The 25118-nt window shown below is 32.6% G+C and carries 21 protein-coding genes; 7 read left to right on the top strand and 14 right to left on the bottom strand.

What is annotated here, in order from left to right:
* Positions 1-118: 118 nt before the first annotated feature.
* The 6 genes from RCH19_RS12160 to RCH19_RS12185 all read right to left on the bottom strand — a co-directional run bounded on the left by RCH19_RS12160 (position 119) and on the right by RCH19_RS12185 (position 8095).
* Complete coding sequence (locus RCH19_RS12160) at positions 119-757, bottom strand: hypothetical protein (RefSeq protein WP_343023447.1); 639 nt, start codon at positions 755-757, stop codon at positions 119-121.
* 385 nt (positions 758-1142) lie between these two features.
* Positions 1143-4313 (bottom strand): efflux RND transporter permease subunit, encoded by a 3171-nt coding sequence (locus RCH19_RS12165; RefSeq protein ID WP_343023448.1) that lies wholly within the window; start codon positions 4311-4313, stop codon positions 1143-1145.
* Between the two features lie 70 nt (positions 4314-4383).
* Positions 4384-5451: an efflux RND transporter periplasmic adaptor subunit gene (locus tag RCH19_RS12170; protein ID WP_343023449.1), complete on the bottom strand. Its 1068-nt coding sequence runs from the start codon at positions 5449-5451 to the stop codon at positions 4384-4386.
* A 4-nt stretch (positions 5452-5455) separates the two neighbouring features.
* Complete coding sequence (locus RCH19_RS12175; RefSeq protein WP_343023450.1) at positions 5456-6820, bottom strand: TolC family protein; 1365 nt, start codon at positions 6818-6820, stop codon at positions 5456-5458.
* A complete protein-coding gene (locus RCH19_RS12180; protein WP_121924567.1) occupies positions 6820-7416 on the bottom strand; it encodes a TetR/AcrR family transcriptional regulator in 597 nt (198 codons plus the stop codon). Before RCH19_RS12180 ends, RCH19_RS12175 begins: the two co-directional genes overlap by 1 nt.
* 157 nt (positions 7417-7573) lie before the next feature.
* The gene (locus tag RCH19_RS12185) at positions 7574-8095 is read right to left on the bottom strand and encodes a YceI family protein (RefSeq protein WP_343023451.1); all 522 of its coding nucleotides are present in this window, start codon (positions 8093-8095) and stop codon (positions 7574-7576) included.
* Positions 8096-8357: 262 nt separating this feature from the next.
* Between RCH19_RS12185 and RCH19_RS12190 the strand changes: the two genes are divergently transcribed.
* Together RCH19_RS12190 and RCH19_RS12195 are read left to right on the top strand one after the other, a co-directional pair.
* Complete coding sequence (locus RCH19_RS12190; protein ID WP_343023452.1) at positions 8358-9332, top strand: polyprenyl synthetase family protein; 975 nt, start codon at positions 8358-8360, stop codon at positions 9330-9332.
* A gap of 122 nt (positions 9333-9454) precedes the next feature.
* On the top strand, positions 9455-9808 hold the full coding sequence (locus RCH19_RS12195) for a hypothetical protein (RefSeq protein ID WP_343023453.1): 354 nt from the start codon (positions 9455-9457) through the stop codon (positions 9806-9808).
* Between the two features lie 46 nt (positions 9809-9854).
* On the opposite strand, the gene RCH19_RS12200 is transcribed toward RCH19_RS12195, so the two are convergent.
* On the bottom strand, positions 9855-10397 hold the full coding sequence (locus RCH19_RS12200; protein WP_121924563.1) for a hypothetical protein: 543 nt from the start codon (positions 10395-10397) through the stop codon (positions 9855-9857).
* Positions 10398-10515: 118 nt separating this feature from the next.
* Here RCH19_RS12200 and RCH19_RS12205 point away from each other — a divergent pair, with 118 nt between their 5' ends.
* A complete protein-coding gene (locus RCH19_RS12205; protein WP_343023454.1) occupies positions 10516-13290 on the top strand; it encodes a 2-oxoglutarate dehydrogenase E1 component in 2775 nt (924 codons plus the stop codon).
* Between the two features lie 137 nt (positions 13291-13427).
* Positions 13428-14657 (top strand): 2-oxoglutarate dehydrogenase complex dihydrolipoyllysine-residue succinyltransferase, encoded by a 1230-nt coding sequence (gene odhB, locus RCH19_RS12210; protein WP_343023455.1) that lies wholly within the window; start codon positions 13428-13430, stop codon positions 14655-14657.
* A gap of 59 nt (positions 14658-14716) precedes the next feature.
* Here odhB and RCH19_RS12215 read toward each other — a convergent pair whose 3' ends face one another.
* The 7 genes from RCH19_RS12215 to RCH19_RS12245 form a co-directional block, all read right to left on the bottom strand.
* Complete coding sequence (locus tag RCH19_RS12215) at positions 14717-15157, bottom strand: retropepsin-like aspartic protease (protein ID WP_343023456.1); 441 nt, start codon at positions 15155-15157, stop codon at positions 14717-14719.
* A gap of 75 nt (positions 15158-15232) precedes the next feature.
* Positions 15233-17968, bottom strand: coding sequence for a CHAT domain-containing tetratricopeptide repeat protein (locus RCH19_RS12220; RefSeq protein ID WP_343023457.1), 2736 nt, complete (start codon positions 17966-17968; stop codon positions 15233-15235).
* Entirely contained in the window at positions 17956-19908 is a 1953-nt protein-coding gene (locus RCH19_RS12225) for a PKD domain-containing protein (protein ID WP_343023458.1), read from the bottom strand. Before RCH19_RS12225 ends, RCH19_RS12220 begins: the two co-directional genes overlap by 13 nt.
* 228 nt (positions 19909-20136) lie before the next feature.
* Positions 20137-21114: a hypothetical protein gene (locus tag RCH19_RS12230; protein WP_343023459.1), complete on the bottom strand. Its 978-nt coding sequence runs from the start codon at positions 21112-21114 to the stop codon at positions 20137-20139.
* A 152-nt stretch (positions 21115-21266) separates the two neighbouring features.
* Positions 21267-21830 (bottom strand): hypothetical protein, encoded by a 564-nt coding sequence (locus RCH19_RS12235; RefSeq protein ID WP_343023460.1) that lies wholly within the window; start codon positions 21828-21830, stop codon positions 21267-21269.
* A gap of 66 nt (positions 21831-21896) precedes the next feature.
* Positions 21897-22313 carry a hypothetical protein gene (locus tag RCH19_RS12240; RefSeq protein ID WP_343023461.1) on the bottom strand — a complete coding sequence of 139 codons (417 nt, stop codon included), beginning with the start codon at positions 22311-22313 and terminating at the stop codon, positions 21897-21899.
* Between the two features lie 19 nt (positions 22314-22332).
* The gene (locus tag RCH19_RS12245) at positions 22333-22638 is read right to left on the bottom strand and encodes a hypothetical protein (RefSeq protein ID WP_343023462.1); all 306 of its coding nucleotides are present in this window, start codon (positions 22636-22638) and stop codon (positions 22333-22335) included.
* 176 nt (positions 22639-22814) lie between these two features.
* Here RCH19_RS12245 and RCH19_RS12250 point away from each other — a divergent pair, with 176 nt between their 5' ends.
* The 3 genes from RCH19_RS12250 to RCH19_RS12260 all read left to right on the top strand — a co-directional run bounded on the left by RCH19_RS12250 (position 22815) and on the right by RCH19_RS12260 (position 25074).
* Positions 22815-23399 carry a sigma-70 family RNA polymerase sigma factor gene (locus RCH19_RS12250; RefSeq protein WP_343023463.1) on the top strand — a complete coding sequence of 195 codons (585 nt, stop codon included), beginning with the start codon at positions 22815-22817 and terminating at the stop codon, positions 23397-23399.
* Positions 23400-23401: 2 nt separating this feature from the next.
* On the top strand, positions 23402-24127 hold the full coding sequence (locus RCH19_RS12255) for a tetratricopeptide repeat protein (protein ID WP_343023464.1): 726 nt from the start codon (positions 23402-23404) through the stop codon (positions 24125-24127).
* A gap of 179 nt (positions 24128-24306) precedes the next feature.
* On the top strand, positions 24307-25074 hold the full coding sequence (locus RCH19_RS12260) for a TatD family hydrolase (protein ID WP_343023465.1): 768 nt from the start codon (positions 24307-24309) through the stop codon (positions 25072-25074).
* Positions 25075-25118 lie beyond the last annotated feature (44 nt).

Consider the following 25118-nt stretch of genomic DNA (forward strand, 5'->3'; position numbering starts at 1 on the left):
TTCTTTATACGCTGATATAAATATAAAAATTCCCGTTGGTTGTTATACCAGCGGGAATTTTTTTAATAATTCTAATAACTAATTCAAAACTATTATTTAACTATGCTTACCAGTCATACTATCTTTTGATAATTGTAATGTCTGCATTTCCTACCAGTTTTGGACTAGCCGTTCTATAATAGTAGTTGTCATCATTATTGTTTCTTTCATAAGCGTAATCGTTATTACCGTAGTTGTTTTGATTGTAAGCGTACGCTTTACCACCATTTACACTTCCAATAGTATTCACGATTTGACCTTTACGGTTGTACATGATTTGTAAACCACCCACTTGTTCTAAAGCGTAACGGCTGTAAGCCATGTAAACAGAACCTACACGTTTAACTCTATCATTAGAATCATAGTTAATAAAAACATTACCTACTTGTCTAACTCTACCTGAATTATCGTGTAAAACCTTTACGCCATAATTTTTGTTTTTAGAGTTGTGAGGTGCTCCATAAGTTCTATTAACATCACCTCTACTATTTGATTTGTAATAATGATCACGGCCATTTGAAGGTCGCGTGTTAAAGTCTAGTTGTCCGTCAGGAAAGATGAAAAATTCAACTCCTCTCTCTGTGAACACAATTGGCTCCGAATTTCTAAAATCTACTAGAGATTTTTTAATTACAGAGAAATCGATTCTCTCTGTTGCGTTAGCTACACTACCTCCAAAAAGGAAAATACTAGCTACTAATAAAGTAATTTTTTTCATGATAAATGTATTTTGAATGTTTGCCTACTCTTTAGCTTTTCGGCTTACGCTTTTCAACTTATTTGATTAGCCATATCCAAGTAGCGTGCCATAAAAAAGTTTATAGGTTCTATGTTTACATCGTAAGAATGTAACACGACCATTTACAATATTGAAAATCAGTTATTTATTAAATTTATTAAAAGTTTTAAAATTCTTTATTTAAGATTTAATTAGTAAAAGCAACGCTTTATTTCCTTTTAATAATTCTTCTAAACTCATCCCTTATATCCTATAAAATCGCTTCATTAGTGTAACTTTGATTTTTTAGATACTAAAATGTCTTGTAAAAAAAACGACCTATTCAAATTAATGAATAGGTCGTTTTTAGTATTATAATTAGAAATTAATGTTTTGGTGTAAACCCATCTTCACTTAACTCTCTGTGCTCGTAATCAGCAATCATTTCGACATCGTAATCTACTTTTTCACCTTTAGAGAACTTAGCAATAATTTTCTCCATGATTTCGTAAATAACCGGAACAATAATCAGCGTTAAGAATAAAGAGGAAATTAATCCACCAATAATTACCCAAGCTAATCCATTTTTCCATTCCGCTCCAGCTCCTGATGCTAGTGCAATAGGCACCATTCCAAAAACCATCGCAATAGTAGTCATCAAAATAGGACGTAACCTAGCGTGATTCGCTTGGATTAATGCTGTTCTAATTGTCTCGCCAGCTTTACGGCGTTGATTGGTATAATCCACAAGCATAATCGCATTTTTACAAACCAGACCAATTAGCATGATGATACCAAGAATGGTAAAGATATTCAGTGTGTTATTGGTCAAAGCCAAAGCTAACATCGCTCCAATAAACGAAAGCGGTATAGCAAACAATACTACGAATGGATGCACAAAACTGTCATACAAGGATACCATTACTAAGTAAACTAAAATAATAGCTGCTAATAAAGCAATTCCAAGTGTTCCAAAACCTTCTGATTGATTTTCTTGATCACCACCCCAAATGTAATTTACTCCAGCTGGTTTTTCAAGTTTATCAATTTTCTCTTGCCATTGCGCAACAATTGTTCCCGATGCAACACCTACATTCTGACCTTTTACGGTAACAGATGCCGATTTATCTCTTCGCTCTAAATTACTTGGACCTGAACCTTCAGTTACCGAAGCAAATTGATTTAGTTTGATTTGTTGACCTAACTCATTAATGAAAATTAAATTACTTACATCAGTAATACTTTTTCTATCAAAAGCATTGTACTTAATGTTAATTTCATATTCATATTCTCCAGCTCTATAACGTCCATCAGTATTTCCGCTGAACGCAGTTTGCATTGTCATACCCACACTTTGTAGACTTAATCCAAGTGCAGCCATTTTATCTCTGTCTACTTTTACGTTTACTTCTGGGTTTCCATCTTCAACTGATAATTCGATCTCTGTTGCTCCCGGAATTGTATACAATTCTTTTTCTGCTAGTTTCGCAAATTTCATTGCGCTAGCTACATCTGTTCCTGTTACAATTAAATTTAAAGTCGCATCTTCAGCAGTTCCTAAAATACCAACTGGAACCGTTTTAACTTTAGCACCTACTAATAATTTTTCTAATTTACGTTTCGTTTTGGCTGCATAAACATTTGCAGGTTCACTGCGTTTGTCTAATTCAACCATCTTCACGTTGATTTCAGATTTGTAAGCTGTTGCTTGAGCAGCTCCAAGTCCACCACTAGTTTGACCTACAGTTGCAATTTGGCTTGCTACATATTCTTCCTTGCTTAAAAAAGCTTCTGCTTTTTGAGTCATGAAGTTGGTTTGTTCTAATGAAGCATCTTTTGGCATTTCAATTTGAACTAAGAACTCACCACTATCTGATGCAGCAAAGAATTCCCCACCAATAAAACCACCTCCTAATAAACCGATAGTCGAACCAAAAAACAATACTAATACCACTAAAATAGTTTTAATATAATGGTCTAGGCACCACGTTAACAATCCAGAAATCCAGTTTGTAAAACGAGTTAAATAACTTTCGAATCCAAGAATAACACGTCCAAAAAGATTTTTACCCTGAATATGTTCTAATTTACCGTATCGAGAAGACAACCATGGAATGATCGTAAAAGATGCTAATAAAGATAATAATGTTGATATAATTACAGTAACACAAAACTGCGTGATAATGTTTGAAACTAATCCTGTGCTCAATGCAATAGGTAAAAACACTACGACAATTACTAAAGTAATCGAAACTACGGTTCCACCAATCTCTGCTGTTCCATCATAAGCAGCGCGCACTTTGTTCTTGCCCATTTCCATGTGCCTATAAATATTTTCTAGTACCACGATAGCATCATCCACCAGAATACCTACAACGAGCGATAGTCCTAATAAACTCATTAAGTTCAAAGTATAACCCATCAAATAAATTCCAATAAAAGTCGCAACTAACGAAGCTGGAATCGTAATCATTACAATCAACGAGTTTCTAATACTGTGTAAGAAAAATAACATTACGAGAGCTACTAAAAGAACTGCAATAAGTAAATCGTGTACAACCGCATCAGCAGCCATTAACGTAAAAACAGTACTGTCCTTAGCTACTTCAAGCTTTAAACTATTCGCTTTGTATTCGTTTTCTAGTTTATCAATAGTTTTAATAACCTCTTCACTTACCGCAACCGCATTCGCATCCGATTGTTTGATGATTTGTAAAACGATTGCGCTTTTTTGGTTTACACGCGCTATTTTTTCAGTGATCTTCTGTGTATCTTGAACATCAGCAATGTCTTTAAGACGGATTTGAATTCCGTTTTTAGACGAAACAATAAGGTTTCTTAACTCGTCAACACTTTTATATTTTCCAGCTAAACGAATTAATATTTTTTGCTCTCTCGTTTGAATATTTCCTGTTGGGAAATCTAAGTTAGAGGATAAAACATTTTGCTGTACTTGTAAAACAGAAAGTCCATAAGCTTGCATTTTTGCTGCATCAAGATTTACTTGAATTTCTCTTTCTTGACCTCCAATGATGTTTACTTGAGCAACTCCTTGCACACGAGAAATAACTGGAACTAACTTTTTATCGATCAAATCGTAGAAGGCAGCTTCATCCATTTTTCCATAGGCACCTAAAGTCATAATTGGTAAATCACTCAACGAGAATTTACTCAAAGAAGGAGTCTCCACATCATCTGGTAAATCACTAATAATAGCGTTAATTTTACGTTGCGCATCATTCATCGAAACGTTTACATCAGCTGAAGAAGTCAATGTAATGGCAACTGTAGATAAACTCTCGTATGATTTAGAATCTATTTTTTTAATGTTTTCCAATGAAGCAATTGCATCTTCAATCTTTTTAGTCACCGAGCTCTCTACCTCATTTGGTGAAGCACCCGGATAAATAGTTGCAATCGAAATCACGTTAGTTTCAAATTTCGGAATCAATTCGTAACCCAAATTGCTGTAACTGTACAACCCACCAAGTGTTAATATTGTAAATAATACAATTATTAACGACGGACGTTTTATGGATATTTCTGCTAATTTCATATTTATATTTTGCTTTAAGCTTAGAGCTTTAGGATCTAAGCGGTTTCTTTAAGACTTTTGACTTTATGAATTATTTTATAATTTCCACTTTCGTTCCGTCTTGAAGGTTAATTTGACCTGTAATAATTACAGTTTCACCATCATTTAATCCATCTAAAATCTCAACTTGGTCACCCAGGATTCTACCAGCAGTTACAGTTTTTAGTTTAGCAGTTCCATTTTCGATCACAAAAACTTGGTTGCTACTTACACTACCTACAAATGCATTTCTTGGTACAATTTTCAATGATTGTTTTTGTCTGTTTGATGCAAATTCTGCAGTTCCATACATTCCTGCTTTTAAGTCTGCTGAAGAATTGTTTGCGATTTCAATTTCTACTGGAAAATTCAAACTCTCATCTGCTTTTGAAGCAATAAAGGTGATTTTACCTGAAAAAGTTTTATCGGGGTAAACACTCGCTTTTACATTAGTTGCGCTTCCTACTTTCAAACTTGCAACTTGGCTTTCGCTAACATTTACTTTTAGTTTTAATCTAGAAACATTTACAATGTCAAATAATTGAGTCGCAGGCATTCCTGTTACAATAGATCCTACTTCAATATACTTAGCATTGATGTAACCACTTATTGGAGCTTTAATTCTTGTATCTCCTACGTTGATATTAGCTTGAGTTAAATTAGATTTAGCGTTTACCATTGCTAGTTTAGCTTGGTCTAATTGCTGTTTAGTAACACCACCTGTTTTAAAAGCATTTTCAAATCGGCTATAATCTGAAGCAGCGTTTTGATATACAGCATTTGCATTTTGTGCACTTACATTGATAGCATCGCTTCTTACAATTGCTAGCGTTTGCCCTACTGAAACGTAATCACCTTCTTTAACTAAAACCTTTGTTATTTTACCGGATTTTTCAGCAGAGAATCTTAATTCTTGTACTGGCTCAAAATTTCCATTAGAAGAGAAATCCAGAGAAATTTCTTGTGTCTTCACGGTATCAATTCTAACCGATACAGCAGCATTTTTCTCTGCAACAACAGCTATTTTCGCTTCGTTTTCTTTTTTGTTATTTGTTAAAACTAAAGCTATAGCTCCAAGAGTTACTGCAATAATTACTACGGTTATTATAATTTTTTTCATGTTCTTAGTTATTTAATAATGATTTTAATTCTCCTTTAGATTTGATTAATTGAATTTCTGCTAGTTTGTACTCTAGTATTGCAGAGGTGTAATTGTTTTGTGCTTCTGTTAATGAATTCTCTGCATCCAATAAATCCGTTAATGAAGCTAATCCTTGTATATAGTTGTTTCTTGTATTGTCTAAAACTTCCTTAGCTAATTGTGCATTATCTTTTTGATTGTTTATAGTAATCAAACTGTTGTCAATTTGCGTTTTAGCATTGGCGAAAGCCAAATCAAGCGCTAATTTTGTGTCATCAATACCAACTTTAAGAGATCTTAAATCCACATCTGCTTGTCTCACTTTAGCACGAGTGCTGAAACCAGTAAAAATGGGAACTCTCAAGTTTAAACCAATAGAAGAGAAATCAGACCAATAAACCCCATCTGATGGTTTTGCACCAATTGGCATTTTCGGACCTTGTCCTATATAATTATATCCAGCACTTAATGATAGAGTAGGATAGTAACCTGCTTCAATTGCTTTTTTCTGATAGGTCAAAAGCTCTTCTTGTTTTTTCATCAACAAATATTCAGTTCTATTAGTAGTATCTGGAATCTCAGATAGAGATTGCGGACTTACTTCAAATGCAGTTTGTGGAATGTCGATTTGTATTTCGATTGGCATTCCCATGTAAAATTTCAATGCATTTTCTTGTATTTGTACTGCATTCAATACTTGCTGACGCATCGTATTGATATTTGAAATTTTAACCAATATTCTGTCTAAATCAATTTTCTTAGCTAGACCATTGTCAAATTGTCCTTTGATGATGTCCTTAACTTTAGTAGTGTTTTTAAACGTGCTATCAATAACAGTTAGTTTTTGTCTTTGAACATAAACTTGGTAATAATTATTTGCTACTCGCTCGATTACTTGCTCCTCAGTTAACTGATTATTTATAAGATAAAATTCTCTAGTTGATCTTGCGGCTTTCAAACCTGTAAAAACAGACTGATCGAATATAGCTTGTGTTAAAGACACACCAGCAGTAGAACTCCATTTTTGTCCAAAAGAAGCTTGAATAGTTGTTCCTGGCTGACCAAAAGCTGATCCATCAATTACTGTAGTTTGCAATACTGGATTGTAAGTCAAACTTCCATTAGCAGAAATTTGAGGCAAAGCTCTAGAGCGAACTTCTTGAATTTGGTATTCACTATTTTCAACTTGTAATTTAGATTTTTTAGCATCAGCTTTGTTTTCTAAGGCATAGTTGATTGCGTCCTTTAATGTCAACGTTTTTGCTGGACCTGATCCAGTGTTGCTCAAATTTTGAGATTGGACCGATAGGCCTAATGTCAGAATTGCGATTAAAATTATTCTCTTCATTATTTAGTATAGTTTAGTAATTGTTTTTCTAATTCGATAACTCCAGCTGGCGTAGCCATTGCTCTAGTGTGGTATTCTAAAACTTCAAGTTCTATTTGCTGTCCTTCTTTTTCGGAACTTATGTTTTCCTTTATCGTGAAAACAAGATTGTAATAAAACTGAATGTAATTTTTGATATTTATGTTTTCGCGGTAATATCCTTGTTGAATTCCTTTTATGATGTTTTGCTCAAACGTCGTATTGCACTCATTAATTTCTCTTGCAATAACAATTTCGTAAATTTCAGGATAATGTTTTTTTAATTGATAAATAGGAGAGTCATCTGATGATTGGAACATCTCTTTAAACATTTTTCTAATTTCAAAGTTCTCTTCAATTGCATTATAATTTTTTGAAATTATAGTATTGATAATTTCATGGATTTCCTTGTGAACTGTTGTGGTGCTTTCTTCAATAAGTAATTCTTTGTTACAAAAATATTTATAAATTGTTTTTTTAGAAATACACATTTCACCAGCAATATCATCCATGGTAACGCTCTTAAAACCGAGTTTTAAAAACATTTCGCTTGCTTTAGATATAATTTTTTCTTTCATTTTTTTTGTCCTGAAATAATATCAGTATTTTTAAATTGAGTTAAAATTTATGGCAAATGGTTGTTAAATTGGGTGCAAATGTAAGAAGGAAACTTTAAACACTAAAATAGTTTCCTTTTATTTTGTAATTATTTAACATTTGATTAATGTTGATTTTTTAAGCAGTAAATTCTAAATTGGCAATCAGCTTAATATCTTGTCCTAATGCTAATCCTCCATTTTGATTAAAAGAATTATAAGTAAGACCAAAATCTTTCCTGTTTATCTTACCTGTAATTTCAAAAGCTGCTTTAGCATCGCCATCGTACGCATTTATTCCCATGAACTCTGCATCAAGCTCAATTGGTCTAGTGATATTTTTTATCGTTAGATTTCCTTTTAGAAAATTGATATTCTTATTTATCTTTTCGAATGAAGTAGACTTAAAACTGATAATTGGGTATTCATTAACGTCAAACAAATCATTCATTTTTAAATGGCTGTCTATTTGCTCTAATTTGGTGTCTTTATTATTCACGTCTAATGAAAACTGAAGCGAAGCGTCTGCTATTTCATTGTTGTCAATATCAATGTGACCATCAAATTTATTAATTGTTCCGGCTAAATAGGCTATTATTGAATTTCTCATTTTGATCAGAACGTCTGATTGGCTTGAATCAATTGTCCACTTCGTTTTCATAATATGATTGTTACGTTAAGAATATAATGGGTTGAATGCTATTCGAAATAAAAAGCTATTACCCCAATTGTTAAAATTTTCTGCAAATGTAATTAGGAAACTTTGAATACCAAAGAAGTTTCCAACGTATTTTTTTAATTTTAACATTTCTCAAATTTTAAAGTTTAAAGTTTGAAGTTTTTTGAGTTTCTTTGCAGTAGATAAAGTGAAAAAAGTCATTCAGTTTCAACCTTTTTAAACTTTAAACTTTAAATAAAACAAAATGCACAGCATATTTCAGTATCAAGAATTTCTTTCAGATTATTTACAATCACAGTACGAATCAAAAGAACCTAGGAATTTATATGAGCCCATTCATTATATTTTAGATCTTGGCGGAAAAAGAATTCGTCCAGTACTTACTTTGATGACTGCTGAGATTTTTGATGCCGATTATAAAAAAGCATTGCCAGCAGCGCTAGCAGTTGAAGTATTCCATAATTTTTCATTAGTGCATGATGATATAATGGATGATGCACCATTGCGAAGAGGTAAAGAAACAGTACATGAAAAATGGGATTTAAACACTGGTATTTTATCTGGAGATGCTATGTTGATATTAGCATATCAATATTTTGAACAATATGAACCTTCTATTTTTAGAGATTTAGCAAAGTTGTTCAGTAAAACTGCTCTTGAGGTTTGTGAAGGGCAACAGTGGGATGTAGATTTTGAAAGTCGTACTGATGTTACCATTCCAGAATACCTTAAAATGATACAGTACAAAACTGCTGTATTAGTTGCCGCAGCTATGAAAATGGGTGCAATTATCGCTGATGCTTCAACAGAAAACGCCAATTTAATTTATGATTTCGGATTGAATTTAGGTTTAGCTTTCCAGTTGCAAGATGATTATTTAGATGCTTTTGGTGATCCAGAAACTTTTGGTAAACAAGTTGGAGGTGATATCATCGAAAATAAAAAAACGTATTTATATTTAAAGGCAATGGCTTTTTCTAATGAAAAAGATGCAGCTGAATTGAGTAGATTATTTTTAATTCATCCTGAAGATAGTACAGAGAAAATAGAGGTTGTAAAAGAACTTTTTAACACTTCAGGTGCTTCTAAAGCGACACAAGATGCTATTCACGATTTTACTTATAAAGCTTTTCAAACCTTAGAAAAGATGAATATTAGCGCTGATAAAAAAGAAATTTTGAAAGATTTTGGTGAGAACTTAATGGGTAGAATGGTTTAAATATTTATATCTTATTTCAAATAAGAAGAAATTATTCTCCGTTACAATTTTTCATTAGTACTTGCAATTGAAAAATTTCTCAAACTGCGTAAAATTGAATTCGTTTTTAAATTTAATCAATCATGTATATAGCTCCAATTAGTACGGATTCATTGCTGTCAGAAGCGGAAAAAGAAACCTTATATCTTAATTTGGTGGAACAGCTAAATAAGGATTTCAATCTTGCTAACGAAGCAGTTGATTTTCCATTAAGTATTACACCTAACGAATTAAAAATTCAACTTCATGAAAAAATATACCGACTTATTCAGTATAAATTTGCTGAATATCTCAATTTATTATACATCGTCGATGTGTCTGAAGATGAAATAAAAAAACTTGATGGTTCCGATCTTGTTATTCTAGCAGAACAAGTTTCATTCTTGGTTTTAAAGAGAGAATGGCAAAAAGTATGGTTTAGAAATAAATACCGATAGAACTCAAAAATCCCTTACACGAGTTGCACTTTAAGATATAACCGACTTAGAAATATACCCTAACAAAAGGCATAAAAGCACTACCGTAAATGCTATTTTTATCGTCTAAGACATTATAGCGAGCTCCAATAGTCGCGCTCCCAGATCGATATCCTGCTCCAATAAATAAAGCGGTGTTCCAGTAATCTTGTGAATTGCTATTAGAACCTTCGAGATTTACATTAACTCGCAATTGCTCTAATTCTGCTGAAATTTGTATGGCACGAATAGGATTAAGCAATCCTATGATACTGCCACCATATAGGTTTGACGCGTAAAAATCTTTTTGCTTTAGATATTTGTACTGAGCACCTAATCCCAAAGCAGCATATTCATTAAAGTTGTAAATAGCACTAGGAGCTATTGAAATGTCTGTATAACCAGATCCAAAACCAAGACCCAATCCACCTCCAAATTGTACGTTTTTCCAAAATTGATTTTCCACTGGTGGTGGCAAACTATTTCTTTGTGCAAACATAAAATTTGAAAGAAACACGGTTAATATGACTAAAAATGATTTACAATCATTCAAAAAGTAATTCTTTTTCATGAGTTTTTAATTTTTAACGATATTCAATGTAAATGTATCCTAAAATAAATTAGAAATTTATTGTATTGTTGTACTTTTGCTAAACTATTTAACAAAAAGAATATATTCAATAAATATTATGGATAGGTTTTCATTTTTAAACGCAGCACACACAGAGTTTTTTGCTCAATTATACGACCAATATTTAGAAAATCCAGATAGCGTTGAGCCAAGTTGGAGAAGCTTTTTTCAAGGTTTCGATTTTGGAATGGAAACGTACAATGAGGAAAATAAAGTAGAGCAAATTGCAAATTTTGCTTCAACTAACACCGATTGTAGTTTGGTTTCAAATCAACTTCAAAAGGAATTTAATGTATTAAAATTAATTGATGGATATCGTTCTCGCGGACATTTGTTTACTAAAACAAATCCAGTAAGAGAGAGAAGAACTGCATCGCCAACACTTGAACTTTCAAACTTCGGACTTTCAGCAGCAGATTTAAATACTGTTTTTGATGCGGCAAAAGCCATTAATATCCCAGCTTGTAGTCTTCAAGAAATTATTAGACACTTAGATAGTATTTATTGTCAGCATATTGGGGTGGAGTATATGTACATTCGTAACCCAGAAATTGTACAATGGATTCAGAAAAAAATAGGAGTTAATGACAACCAACCTAATTTTTCTGCTGATGAGAAGAAATCAATTTTAAATAAATTAAACCAAGCCGTTTCTTTTGAGAACTTTTTGCACACTAAATATGTGGGTCAAAAGCGTTTTTCTCTTGAAGGTGGAGAATCTATTATTCCAGCTTTAGATGCTTTAATTGAAAAAGCAGCTGAAAAAGGAGTAGAGAAATTTGTTATGGGAATGGCACACCGTGGTCGTTTGAACGTTTTAGCAAATATTTTCGGAAAATCCACTCAAGATATCTTTGGAGAATTTGATGGTAAAGATTACGATCAGGAATATTTTGATGGTGATGTAAAGTATCACTTAGGGCTTACAGCTGATAAAGTAACTCAGTCTGGCAAAAATATAAATATAAATTTAGCTCCTAATCCTTCGCACTTAGAAACTGTAGGTGCAGTAATTGAAGGAATTACAAGAGCTAAACAAGATAAATACTTCCCTAACGATTTCTCTAAAGTGTTGCCTATCGCCGTTCACGGAGATGCTGCAATCGCTGGTCAAGGAATTTTGTATGAAATTGTGCAAATGGCACAATTAGATGGTTACAAAACAGGAGGAACGATACATATCGTAATTAATAACCAAGTTGGTTTTACAACTAATTATCTTGACGCACGTTCTTCTAAATATTGTACAGATGTTGCTAAAGTAACATTGTCACCGGTATTACACGTTAACGCTGATGATGCAGAAGCTGTTGTTCACGCAATGTCATTTGCGTTAGATTTCAGAATGCAATTTGGACGTGATGTATTTATTGATTTATTAGGATATAGAAAGTACGGACATAATGAAGGAGATGAACCTCGTTTCACACAACCTGTATTATATAAATTGATTGCAAAGCATTCAAACCCTAGAGATATTTACGCTGAAAAACTATTATCAGAAGGAGTCATAGATTTGACTTATGTAAATGGATTAGAGAAAGAATACAAGTCTAACTTAGAAGTAAATCTTGAAGAATCTCGTAAAAAAGATTTGACTGTTATTACTCCATTTATGCAAAATGAATGGCAAGGTTTTAACAGAGTTTCTAATGATGAGATGCTTAAAAAAGTAGATACTTCTTATAGTAAAGAAGGTCTTACAGCAGTAGCTAACGCAGTTTGTAATTTACCAGCAGATAAAAAGTTTATTAATAAAATCCAAAAACTTATCAATGACAGAAAAACAATGTTTTTCGAAAGTAATAAGTTAGATTGGGGAATGGCAGAACACCTTGCTTACGGATCGTTATTGCAAGAAGGTTACGATGTTCGTATTTCAGGACAAGATGTAGAACGTGGTACTTTCTCGCACCGTCACGCTGTTGTTAAGGTAGAAGATTCAGAAGAAGAAGTTGTTTTAATCAATAATTTAGAAGGTAAAAAAGGGAAATTTAATGTGTTTAACTCGTTATTATCAGAGTACGGAGTACTTGGTTTTGACTACGGTTATGCATTGACAAATCCTAATGCATTGACTATTTGGGAAGCACAATTTGGAGATTTCTCTAATGGAGCTCAAATTATGATTGACCAATATATCTCTTGTGGAGAAGATAAATGGAATAATCAAAACGGAATAGTTTTATTATTACCTCATGGTTATGAAGGTCAAGGAGCAGAACACTCGTCTGCCAGAATGGAAAGATATTTACAGCTTTGTGCAAGACACAATATGTATGTTGCAGATTGTACAACGCCAGCGAACTTCTTTCACTTGTTAAGAAGACAAATGAAAACAACGTTTCGTAAACCACTAATTGTGTTTACACCAAAAAGTTTATTGCGTGATCCTAGGTGTGTATCTCCAATAGAAGATTTTACAAATGGTGCTTTCCAAGAGACTATTGATGACGAAACTGTGAATAAAAAAGATGTGAAAACATTAGTTTTTTGTACCGGTAAATTTTATTATGACATCACTGCTGAAAGAGAAATTAATGGCCGTAATGATGTTGCTGTAGTAAGAATCGAACAATTGTTTCCACTTCCAGTAGAGCAATTAAAAGAGATAATCGCTAAATATCCAAATGCTGATGATTACGTTTGGGCACAAGAAGAACCTAAAAACATGGGAGCTTACAGCTTTATGTTAATGAACTTTGATTTAGTGAAATGGAGATTAGCTTCATTAAAAGCGTATGCAGCTCCTGCATCAGGAAGTTACACACGAGCAAAACGCCGTCATGCAGATGCCATTCAAATGGTATTTGATAGAGATTTATTTAGATAGTAATTGCGAGGAACGAAGCAATCTCAATATATTATTTTTTAAGAGCTATTATTAGGGCTAAAAAAGAAAAAAGAGAAATACACGTTGTTTTACAACAGTTATATAAAATTAAAATTCATAATTTAAAATAATAGAACATGATTTTAGAAATGAAAGTCCCATCACCAGGGGAATCAATCAAAGAAGTTGAAATTGCAACTTGGTTAGTAAAAGACGGAGACTATGTTGAGAAAGACCAGGCGATTGCTGAGGTTGATTCTGATAAAGCAACACTAGAATTACCTGCAGAAGCAAGTGGAATCATTACGTTAAAAGCAGAAGAAGGCGATGCTGTAGCAGTAGGAGCAGTAGTTTGCCATATTGATACTGATGGAGCAAAACCAGCTGCGGGAGCACCTGCTGTTGAAGCTACAAAAACAGTGGAAGCACCAAAAGCTGAAGTTAAAGCGGAAGCGCCAAAAGCGGCTCCAGCACCAGCGACAACTTATGCGTCAGGAACACCATCTCCAGCTGCGAGAAAAATATTAGACGAGAAAAATATAGAAGCTAGTTCAGTAACAGGAACTGGAAAAGCAGGAAGAATAACTAAAGATGATGCTGTAAATGCAGTACCTTCTATGGGAACTCCTACTGGTGGATCACGTGGATCTGAAAGAACTAAATTATCAATGTTACGTCGTAAAGTAGCAGAAAGATTAGTTGCTGCTAAGAATGAAACAGCGATGTTGACTACTTTTAACGAAGTAAACATGACGCCTATCAACATGATTCGTAATGAATATAAAGATGCGTTTAAAGCAAAGCATAACGGAGTAGGTTTAGGATATATGTCTTTCTTCACTAAAGCCGTTACAAGAGCTTTACAATTATATCCAGATGTAAACTCAATGATGGATGGTGATCATAAGATTGCTTTTGATTTTTGCGATATTTCAATTGCAGTGTCAGGACCAAAAGGTTTGATGGTTCCTGTAGTTCGCAATGCAGAGAATTTGACTTTCCGTGGTGTAGAAGCTGATATCAAACGATTAGCAATAAAAGCACGTGATGGACAAATCACTGTTGATGATATGACTGGTGGAACTTTTACAATCACTAATGGTGGTGTGTTTGGTTCTATGTTGTCTACTCCTATTATCAATCCTCCACAATCTGGAATCCTTGGAATGCATAACATTATCGAACGTCCTATTGCTGTAAACGGTAAAGTGGAAATTCACCCAATGATGTATGTGGCTCTATCTTATGACCACAGAATTATTGATGGTCGTGAGTCTGTTGGTTTCTTGGTTGCTGTAAAAGAAGCTTTAGAAAACCCAATGGAGTTATTATTGGATAACAACCCTAAAAAAGCATTCGAATTGTAATAATTGTTTTTTATAATGTAAAAATCCCATTTGACAGTACCTGTTCAATGGGATTTTTTTTATTTCATCAAATATAAATAGTGATTATAGTAGTCCACAATAGCCTTTCCTTTCATTAAAATATCAGCACCAATAATTCCGTGAACTGGCTTTGCTTTATGTTGTGTCAATGCTTCGTTTACGTGCGATAGATCAAAGATTACCAAATCAAAATTGTGGTCTTTCCAGTTTCCCAGTTGTAATAGATTCTGAGTTGCAATTTGAGTAAACATTCCTGTTGCACCGGCTCCAGAAGCTTTCGTTTTTGATGTTTTAGCTTCTAGTAAAAAGAAGTCAACACTTTCAAATCCTATACAACTACTAGAAGCACCGGTATCCAAAATAAAATTTCCCTCAACACCATTTATCTTTGCTTTTATCAAAAGATGCTGCGTTTTGGTGATTTTAAATTTTACTTTTTTATAGTTTTCTTTTTTGAGAATCTCGTGAAGGTCTTTCATTGGTATTACAATTGTCGAATGTCTATCTAGTTTAGAAAACAAAGATACCGCAAGAATATTTGATATTTAAATGTCTTAACTCCGTCTTTTCTTTTTCGAAAGAAATAACTTTGAGCTAATAAATAATCCAATTCCGAGTAAGATTATTAATCCGTAAACTAAATAGTTAGTACTCGGCGGTTTTTCAATGTTTCCGTAATAAACAAGTGCACTCCAGTAATAAGGAGATTTTTTAGCATTTGAAATGGTTTTATTTTTTAAAAAATCTCTCTTTGCATTTGCGTTTGCTTCGATATATGATTGATTTTCTTTGATGTTTTTGTAAAACAAATCCATAAATAGTGAAGTGGTGTAATCGTTCACTTTCCATAATGAAAACAGTAGATTTTGTGCTCCGGCAAATTGGAATCCTCTTGCTATGCTCATCGCACCTTCAGATTTAAATAATTTTCCAATTCCGGTTTCACATGCGCTTAAAACTACCAAATCTGGATGAATGTTTAAATGATAAAGTTCTGAATACATCACTTCTTGATCGGAAAATTTAATGCTGGCTGGACTGTCAATATCTCCTGATGAAGCGTGTGTGGATAAATGTAAAATTGAATAGAGATTTGCATTATTTTTAAAATTACCAAATGTCGCACTACTGTTATCAAAATACTTTCCTTTAAATTTTTCTTTAATCGATTGCATCTCGTCTTTTGAGAACGTCAATTCAAAAGGAGTTTTTTTGAATATTGGAAAAATACCTAGAACTGTTGCAACAGGTTTTCTTTTAGCTCGGTTAGCCTCTAAATAAAATTGTGCTGAATTTTGATATCCAATGTTGTAATCATTCAGTAGATAATTCATTTTAGCAAAATTAGTAGTTGCTGATTCTTTTGTGATTAAAGCTTCAAAAGGAAGAAAGTTTAAAAGTCCATCGGGTACAATTAATAGATTTTTGTAAGCTGAGTTCACCGGTAGTTTTAGTAATTTGTAGGCCATGTTACTATACTTATTGTAGTCAGCTGGCGAGTTTGCAATCGTATTTGCATCATTAAAGAAATCTATGAACTGAACGATTTTAACTGAAACGTGAGCATTATTATTAAAGGAATTTAGATAGATTTTGTTACTAGCAATAGCGAATGAATACATTTTATTAATACCAGAAAAATATTCTACCATTATTGCATTATCTTTTTCGAGCTTAGCATAAAGATCACTCAAAATAATACCGCTATTTGGATTACTTTCCGTCTCTGACGCTGATTGCTTTAATTGCAGCATCAATTCATTCTGTTTTTTAATAGAATTATTTATTTTAACTATATCTGCTAAATCACCTTTTTGCTGTTCTTTTAAAATGAGGTTGCTTTCATTTTGTAGTTGTTGAGCAATTTTTTTCTGCAGCGTTGACTGTTTCGATGAATTCAGTAAAACTTGCTTTAAAACTGCTGACTTTGTTTTTTCGGCTAGTAAAAATGCATTTTCAAGATGGGTGATTTGATTATCTTTTTGATATAAAGATTCATATATAGCAATACATTTTTCTGTACGATTTCTATTTCTAAGTTGGCTAATTATTTTAGAATTCTCATAGACTAATAAAGATTGAAATAATTCTTCAATGTGAAAAGAAAGACCATAACATTCGAGCGCCTTTTCAGGCTGATTTTCAATAGTGTAAATAGCAGCTTGTAAGTCAAATGCGTCTAATAGCATTGTATCTGCGTATATTATATTTTTATTAGGTAAATCTGTCTTTTTGTTATCAAATGACGGTATTAAATTTTTAAATATTTGCGTAATTAGTACCGCTGATTCTTTAAGTTTTCCTGTTTTGAAAAGTAGATTAGCTTCATCAAAAAGGAATTCTGACTTGCTTCGCGGATCGATGCTTGAATTTTTATTAAACAGATTTCTTGCTTTTTCAAAATATACTAAAGCCATTTTTGCATCATTTCGCTGTAATTTTAACTTTGATAAGTTGCGATAGGTATTTGCTAAAGCCATATTTTGTGATTTACCTTTTTCTAATAATGAAATCGCCTTTAAAAATGCCTTCTCAGCATTTTCATAATCATTAGGAATAATTTTATTAGAATTGGTATTCAAGAAATAATTAGAGCCTAAATTATTATATAAATTTCCTTTTTGTAAATCAGTTAAATTTTGTGATCGAATGGTTTTTTCAAGTAAAGCAATTGCATCATTTATCCGGCCAGTATTTTGATAAACGTTTGATAAATTGAGTACTGCAGCATATTGCTGTTGCAAATTATTGGTTTGAGTAGCGATGTAATAATATTGCTTGATTATATTTTCAGCATTATCAAAGTCGCCAATTATTGTGTAAAGATTACCAAGTGGTTTTAAGCAATACTCAATAATATCATAATTTGATAATCGATTCTTCTGATAGATTTGCCATGCTTTTTCATAGTTAGAAATCGCCTGCTGTTTTTTGTTTAATTGATTTTGGTAATAACCAAGATTTGATTTTAGTATTACAAAAGCGAGTAGTTCGTTTTTGTCTTTTAGACTATTGATGGAATGAGATATATTTTTATCAAATGCTTCTAATTTTTTTAAATTTTCTGCAGTTGGATTTTCCGTAAAACGATCAACATTTAAATTGATCTTTTCTTCAAAAGTATTGGTCTTTTGAGCCGAAATTGAACCTGAAAAAATAAAAACTATTAAAATAAAAATATTTTGAAAGGATGATAAACTTCCATTAAATAAGGCTTTCCACTTATAGAAAACATTTTTTTCGCCTACACGCAAGTTTTTAGTAAATTGTTGCAATTTTAAAACTTCCATATTCCATAAAACTGAAAATAATTAAAATTATCTTTAAAATTCAGGACATATCGTGCTCCTAAACTAGGTCCTATTCTCGCTGCACCTATGGTGAGATCTAGAAGTATTCCAGTTTTAATTGTGTTAAAGGAATTAGTATCTGCTGATTTTTCATTTTTTGTGCTGATTAGAAAAGTGTCTTTTAAACTTTCAAAAGTTTCGATTTTTAGATCATTATTTTCTTTTTCTGATACATTAATATTTCCTTGTATTCCAGCGCCAACTCCTATATAATTATTGATGTTATACCGAATTAAAATAGGGATTTCCCAATTTATATTTTCATTTCTCGTTTCCGTTGTGGTGCGTTGTAATTGTCTTACTCCAGCAGCTGTATCTAAAATCTCTTCTGAGATGCCTGTTTTATTGCTATAATTGTGTAAACTATTTATGAATTCTGCTTGCCAGTAATAGCGATATGATTTAAATGGAGAAATAGTTGCTCCCACAAAATAACTTTTAGAATCTACTAAATCAGGGTATAGATTATAGCCTGCTTTAGCTCCTACAGAAATACCGGGAAGGAATCTTGTGGTTGCGTAATTTGTTATTATGGGTTCATTTTTATCAAAGATTATAGCTGTTCTACTCTTTGTTTTTATTTTGTGAAAGTCATCACTAAATTTCATGGAGTACTTTACAAATCCTTTGGTGCTATCGATTTCCTTAACATTTTTTTGGTTGCTTCCGGGCAAGTAAATGTTCTTAAAAGTAAAAAATATTTGTTTTTGTTTTATAATAGTGTCTAAACAGCTTGTAGTTGGAATTTCATCTTTGGGGCATATTGGACATTTGGGATACATGTCCTCAATTTTAAATGTTTTCTTGTCAAACATATCCGGAATATCGGTTTCTAAACGAATCATTCTCGCTGGACCTTCTCCATTGTTTTGAAATCGAGTTTTGAAATTTACCCGTTTGAAGCGCACTAATCTATAATTCATGAAGCTTCCATTTGAGCCCATTTTATTAGGATCATGAGAAGTAACGATTTCCATTTCTAAATTTTTTATTTTATGATTTTTAAAACTTCTGTTGGGAATAAATATACCGCGCATTGTTACCGTTGCGCTTGTGTCTTTAATCATTTCAGGAGTGGTTTTAAAAGTGTAAAATATGTTTCTAGTTTCTGATGGGTTGCAGTCGTCAAATTCTAAAATGGATACATCAGAAAATGTTTCTTTGGCGGTTTTTAAAGTAGCATCTAAGTCCTCTTCAGTTGTAGTATCTCTATATTTTTTGGCTGGAGCCAAATTTTCATTTGAAGCTAAATATGAGTTGGAATTATCAAGATCGTTTATCGACGCGATTGTATTTTCCTTGATTTCTCTTTCGCTAGCCTGTGCGCGATAATCAACTAATTCGAAATTTTTATTTTTAAATTGTTTCTCATTGTAGAAAAGATATAATTTTCCGTTTGTAACATAGTTTTCTAAGTTTTGATAACTTAATATAACTACAATCTCTTGTTCTGGAATAGGATCACAATTCTTTTGAATGTTGAATCCATTTTGGTCTTCAATTGATGCAATGTCTTTGTATAGGGTAATTGAAATCTCGTTTATAACTACTTTTTTTGGTCGTGTCGCAGGTGGTTTCCCATTGTCGTAATTGTTAGTTACCGTTAATCGAGCTGTATAAGTTCCTTTATTTTTATAAGTATGTTTAGGTTCTGCTTCTTTACTGTAATTACCATCACCAAGTTCCCATAGATAAGAAAAACTAGGTTTTGGTGCGCCAGCGATAGGAATAAGCGGCGGTGTTTCTGGTTTATAAGAAACGGCATTTCCGTTTTGATTATAAGTGATAGTAGCTCTTCGAGTTATCGTATCATTTACTTTTTTCTGAGAAAAGATGGTTGTTGCCATAAAGCAGATTAAAATTACTAGAAGTGTTCTCATAATCATTTTTTTTTTAGCCCTGATAGTAGTGAAAATCCTTTTTATTAGAAAATTAGTTCAGGCCACTGAACTAATTTTATGATTAAAAGATTGTAACGGATAGCAGGATTAGCTCCAGAATATTAGCTAATTTATTGATAAAATGACTTCTAACATAGTCAAAATCATTTAAATGTAAAAAAAAGTGGTGAGCAAATCACCACTTTTCTAAAATTATCTCCAAGTCTGCTATTGAATTGCGTTGATCGCAGCGATTAATTGAGCTTCAGTTCCTACTGTTGTATCTGCTAATGTGAAGGTGTAGACATCATTTGCTTGAACGGTTACGCCTTTTATTGCATATCTCCATTGTCCGTTTTGTTCCGTAGCAAAGATTACGTGACAAGCTAAACCTATTGGAATTTGGCCGTAATGCTCGCTAAATAATCCTGCTGCAGTGTACGTATCTAATTGTGCTAATGCATTTTGACCTTCGCCATCGTATGATAAATATACGGCACTATTTGTATTATTGTAACCTTGTGGCGCAGCAACAAGAAGTGATGTTTTAGGTCTTGGATCACTATAAAAACGGTCAACATTAGTCCATCCAAATTTTCCAAAACTTACGAAATAGTTATTTTGTTCTCCTTTTACGCCGCCTTTGTCACCGTTTGCGCCTGTGGGATTCATCGCATTTTGCCATGCTAAATCTCCATTTGCATCAATGATACCATTCCATAATATCATTGAAGCATCAAGACCGCCTGTTAAGTTTGTAGGCACTTGTAAAGTCATATTACAACTAATTCCTAGGTCTTGTCCAGATTGAGTGGCTTTGATAAAAAATTCGCCTCCTGAAATTAGTAATGCTCGATCGCCGTTTGGCATAATTCCCATCGTAGGTTTGTTAGTAACTAACATATTTCCTTTTTTGAATATTTCAACGTATTCAATGTCTACTATTCCGGTAACCGGATTTCCGTTTTTAGTTAAGCAGCTTCCATTAATTCCTATTTTTACTCCGTTTGAAGAAGTTAGTGTTACAAGCCCAGCTCCTGCTGTCAAAGTAAATTTCTGTGTCATTTTATCTAATGCTTCTTTTCTCACTGCTTTAAATTCTGATGCTGAAGGTGGTGCAGTAGTGATATCATTTTCATCATTACAACTGCTGAAAAGAATTGTTGCTAAGAATAATAATCCGATGTTTTTTAAATTTGTTTTCATGGTTTCTAGTTTTTAGATTGTTGTTATTTTGAGTTGTTTTTAAAACTTCTTGTGTGTTTATATGTCTATATCAATTTATGTTTGAAATTGTTACCCTGATTTTAATTTTAATAATATTTTGATCACGTTTTTTAATTATCAGCCCTGAATATTTAATCTTTTAAGGTTAGTCCTAGCTCAACGAAAGTTGTGAGTGTTGTACTTACAAGAGTAGGCGTTCCTGAAAGATCTATTTTACTGATTTGTCCGTTAGGATAACCAGTTATTCCTTGTAATGTTGAGACATAAAAAACCTTGTTGCAGTCATCGTAAACAGAGCTGTAAAATTCAGGGTTCACTTCAAAACCTAAAGTTAAAATGTCAGTTTTTGTTACTATTAGTGGGTTTGAGACATTTAGTTCCACTATTTTCGAATTTGAAACTCCAGCATCTTCCATTATTGCATAAAGTGTATTTCCTTGTTTAAATTCGAGTGAAATATAAGAGAGCCCAATACTACTTCCTGTGGGTGGCGTAATAGTTGCTGAGACAATTGCAGTTCCTAATGTTGCGGTGTTGTATGTAATAATGCGGTTACCCAGTAAAAAGTAAATCGTATTTATTCCGTTAGTTGCAGCAGTAAATGTTTGGGAATTATAACCTTCTAAGCTACTTTGAGCAATAGCAGTTGTTGACGCTGGAATTATATTGAAATTAGAATCTAAAAGCGAAAACAATTAATTTGTAAAATCATAACAACCATAATAAAGATTTCCGCCAACAATTACAGGCGCATTTACGACTCAGTATAATAGCGAAGTTGAAGAATACGCTGGAATTGTACTTGCAGTAGAAATATTAGTTAGTGTATTTACTTTTGTTACGATTCCTCTTTCAGCAGAAACGAGTACGTATTCATTTGTAGAAGGATTAAAAACTGCATTGTTCGTTCCTGATGATTGAAAGCTTACTGGTTGTGGAACTGCAGTAAGAACTGTAAAATTAGGAATACTTAAAGAGTTTACTGAAGAGCCAAAATTGCCCGTCAATGCTCCTTGCTCAATATTATATCCTAATATTTCAACATTTGGGCAACTTGTAGGTAATTCATCATCTGTATCGCAACTAAAAAATAATGTAGATGCGAAGATTAAAGCTAAGAGGTATGTGAACTTTTTATTTAACAATAAAAAAATTCCGTTTTGATTATTTTTTTTCATGATTTCTAATTTTCAGTTGTTAATTTTTTAGCGGCAAACATTTATCTTCAAAAACATTCCCGTCTTCATCTAGTGCAATTAGGATTTGGTTTTTTTGCGAATCATTGATTAAAACATAAACCCAAACAAGTAGCCATATTCCAACTGTAATACAAGAAAGAAAAAGATAATAAGAGTGATCAATATTTTTTCTTTCTCGACATAAAACCACGTATGGCAATTTGTTATTTTGCTCGATGATTCTAAAACCAGATTGAATTTTATTAGAAAGTCTTTGCTGGAATTTATCAAAATCGGCTTGGCTGTTTAATTGATGACTTCTCATTGCTACTTTATTTAAAGGTTAAGTGTCTCTTGTTTTCTTAATATCAATTTTGCTTTAAAATTGTTACCCCTATTTTTAAAACTTTTATCTATTTATTCTTTTGAGCTATTTCAGATTACTGATTTTCATTTGTTTCACTTTCTTTTTTTTACTTTAGCCAATAAAAAGTTTTTTTTATGGCTACTCAAATTATTCATAGCGATCAAATTTATATAGAAGGACTTGCTAATAATGACTCGGCTATCATTCAGTCTATTTATAAAAAGTTTGTTCCTAAAGTCATTTCTTATATTAGAAATAACTCTGGAGATGAGGATCAAGCTCAGGATGTTGTTCAGGAAATTATGATTTTGCTATTTAATCAGGCTAAAGCCAATAAGCTGCAACTCAGTTGTCCTTTTGATGCTTACTTTTTTTTACTGTGTAAAAGGAAGTGGTTAAATGAATTAAAAAAAGCTTCTAATAAAGGGGTAACAATTAATGATGAGTATACATCTAATAATGAACCCACTGAGGAAATGGTTACGCAAACTGAAATTTTTGAAGAGAAGCAGGAATTATTTGATTTGATGTTTCATAAATTAGGTGATAAATGCCAAGAAGTTTTAAAGTTAAGTTTTACTTTAAAATCGATGGAGGAAGTTGCCGAAAAGCTCCAAGTAACATATGGATATGTTCGTAAGAAAAAATCATTGTGTACTGGACAGTTAACGCAGTGGATTCGGGAAAATAGCCGTTTTAAATCATTAAAAATCACCTAGCCATGAACGAGGAAAACTATATATTATTCGATCAATATCTTCAAAACGAATTAACTGCAGTTGAGAAAGATAATTTTGAAAAGCTACTGCAAGAAGATCAAGAAGTGGCATCTAACTTCGAGACATTTAAGAATGTACATGCGCAATTAGAAAATAAATTCACACTTGAAGAAGAACGTAACGCATTCACTGAAAATCTAAAAGCTATCGCTCAGCAAAATTCTAACTTAAAGGATAAAAAGGCAGTAAATTTCAAACCAGTGTTTTATTTGGTTGCCGCGTCGGTGCTTCTGCTAGTAGGATTATTTCTTTTTGATGCAAATTCGAAACCAAATTTTGAGGATTTTAATCAATTTGATGAAGCTCATTTTATAGAAAGAGGCGAGCAAAGTGATTATCTGAAACAAGCAGAAGATGCTTTCAATGCAAAAAATTATGTTGAAGCAATTCCGTTATTTGAATTAATTTTAAATGAGAATAAAACCGCTGAGATTCAGTATTATTATGGTGTTTCGTTATTAGAAAATAATAAAATTAAAGAAGCTGAAGTTGCTTTTTTAGCACTGCAGTCTGGAAATTCTATCTATAAAAATAAAGCTACTTATGGCTTGGCTTTAGCCAAATTAAAACAAGAAGAATATAAGTCGTGTAAAGAAATTCTGTTGACAATTCCATCGGATTATGAGAATTACGATGCTGTTCAAAAACTACTTAAAGAATTAAATTAATAATTATCTGAAATAATTTTTACCAAGTAAGAATCTGAAATATAGAGGCGTTGATTTCGATAAGAAATCAGCGCCTTTTTAATTTTGTATAACAATAAACGTAAGATATTTGGACAAAATTACTTTGGGAATCTTTATGTAATAGTTGTAATTTTGCAAGTTAATATTTTTGACAACTAATGATAATAACCGATACGCACACGCATCTTTACAGCGAAGAATTTGACCAAGATAGAAACAAGATGATTCAAAAAGCTATTGACGCTGGTGTTTCACGTTTCTTTATTCCAGCAATTGATTCTTCGAGCACAGATAGTATGTATGAATTAGAGAAAAACTATCCTGAGAATGTTTTTTTAATGATGGGTTTGCACCCAACATATGTTAAGGATAATTATTTGCAAGAATTGTTGCATGTAGAGTGTGAACTAGAGAAGAGAAAGTTTTACGCAATAGGTGAAATTGGAATAGATTTGTATTGGGATAAAACACATTTAGAGGAGCAACAAATTGCTTTTAGAAGTCAAATAAGATTAGCTAAAAAGTATAATTTACCAATTGTTATTCATTGTCGGGAAGCATTTGATGAGATTTTCCAAATTTTAGAAGATGAAAAATCAGATGAATTGTTCGGTATTTTTCACTGTTTCACTGGAACGTACGAGCAAGCCTTAAAAGCGATTTCTTACAACATGAAACTAGGAATAGGAGGAGTTGTCACTTTTAAAAATGGTAAAATCGACCAGTTTCTAAACCAAATTGATTTACAGCATATTGTCTTAGAAACAGATTCGCCTTATCTCGCGCCCATTCCGTATCGAGGTAAAAGAAACGAAAGCAGTTATGTAGTTGCTGTGGCGGAGAAGCTAGCTGAAATTTACAATTTATCGGTTGAAGAAATTGCCGAAATTACGACTGCGAATTCTAAAGCCGTTTTTGGTATTTAAAATAGAATTCACATTATTTACATATTTTTTTTGTTCATTTGCCA

The sequence above is a fragment of the Flavobacterium sp. PL12 genome (assembly GCF_039123485.1).
Classification (GTDB): Bacteria; Bacteroidota; Bacteroidia; order Flavobacteriales; family Flavobacteriaceae; genus Flavobacterium; species Flavobacterium weaverense.

What these genes read in the sequence shown, in the direction of transcription:
- RCH19_RS12175 (WP_343023450.1), bottom strand. Translation starts at nt 6,820, where the DNA reads ATGAAGAGAATAATTTTAATCGCAATTCTGACATTAGGCCTATCGGTC.
- RCH19_RS12185 (WP_343023451.1), bottom strand. Translation starts at nt 8,095, where the DNA reads ATGAAAACGAAGTGGACAATTGATTCAAGCCAATCAGACGTTCTGATC.
- RCH19_RS12170 (WP_343023449.1), bottom strand. Translation starts at nt 5,451, where the DNA reads ATGAAAAAAATTATAATAACCGTAGTAATTATTGCAGTAACTCTTGGA.
- RCH19_RS12215 (WP_343023456.1), bottom strand. Translation starts at nt 15,157, where the DNA reads ATGAAAGACCTTCACGAGATTCTCAAAAAAGAAAACTATAAAAAAGTA.
- RCH19_RS12190 (WP_343023452.1), top strand. Translation starts at nt 8,358, where the DNA reads ATGCACAGCATATTTCAGTATCAAGAATTTCTTTCAGATTATTTACAA.
- RCH19_RS12195 (WP_343023453.1), top strand. Translation starts at nt 9,455, where the DNA reads ATGTATATAGCTCCAATTAGTACGGATTCATTGCTGTCAGAAGCGGAA.
- RCH19_RS12230 (WP_343023459.1), bottom strand. Translation starts at nt 21,114, where the DNA reads ATGAAAACAAATTTAAAAAACATCGGATTATTATTCTTAGCAACAATT.
- RCH19_RS12165 (WP_343023448.1), bottom strand. Translation starts at nt 4,313, where the DNA reads ATGAAATTAGCAGAAATATCCATAAAACGTCCGTCGTTAATAATTGTA.
- RCH19_RS12160 (WP_343023447.1), bottom strand. Translation starts at nt 757, where the DNA reads ATGAAAAAAATTACTTTATTAGTAGCTAGTATTTTCCTTTTTGGAGGT.
- RCH19_RS12240 (WP_343023461.1), bottom strand. Translation starts at nt 22,313, where the DNA reads ATGAAAAAAAATAATCAAAACGGAATTTTTTTATTGTTAAATAAAAAG.
- odhB (WP_343023455.1), top strand. Translation starts at nt 13,428, where the DNA reads ATGATTTTAGAAATGAAAGTCCCATCACCAGGGGAATCAATCAAAGAA.
- RCH19_RS12220 (WP_343023457.1), bottom strand. Translation starts at nt 17,968, where the DNA reads ATGGAAGTTTTAAAATTGCAACAATTTACTAAAAACTTGCGTGTAGGC.
- RCH19_RS12205 (WP_343023454.1), top strand. Translation starts at nt 10,516, where the DNA reads ATGGATAGGTTTTCATTTTTAAACGCAGCACACACAGAGTTTTTTGCT.
- RCH19_RS12180 (WP_121924567.1), bottom strand. Translation starts at nt 7,416, where the DNA reads ATGAAAGAAAAAATTATATCTAAAGCAAGCGAAATGTTTTTAAAACTC.
- RCH19_RS12255 (WP_343023464.1), top strand. Translation starts at nt 23,402, where the DNA reads ATGAACGAGGAAAACTATATATTATTCGATCAATATCTTCAAAACGAA.
- RCH19_RS12260 (WP_343023465.1), top strand. Translation starts at nt 24,307, where the DNA reads ATGATAATAACCGATACGCACACGCATCTTTACAGCGAAGAATTTGAC.
- RCH19_RS12245 (WP_343023462.1), bottom strand. Translation starts at nt 22,638, where the DNA reads ATGAGAAGTCATCAATTAAACAGCCAAGCCGATTTTGATAAATTCCAG.
- RCH19_RS12200 (WP_121924563.1), bottom strand. Translation starts at nt 10,397, where the DNA reads ATGAAAAAGAATTACTTTTTGAATGATTGTAAATCATTTTTAGTCATA.
- RCH19_RS12225 (WP_343023458.1), bottom strand. Translation starts at nt 19,908, where the DNA reads ATGAGAACACTTCTAGTAATTTTAATCTGCTTTATGGCAACAACCATC.
- RCH19_RS12250 (WP_343023463.1), top strand. Translation starts at nt 22,815, where the DNA reads ATGGCTACTCAAATTATTCATAGCGATCAAATTTATATAGAAGGACTT.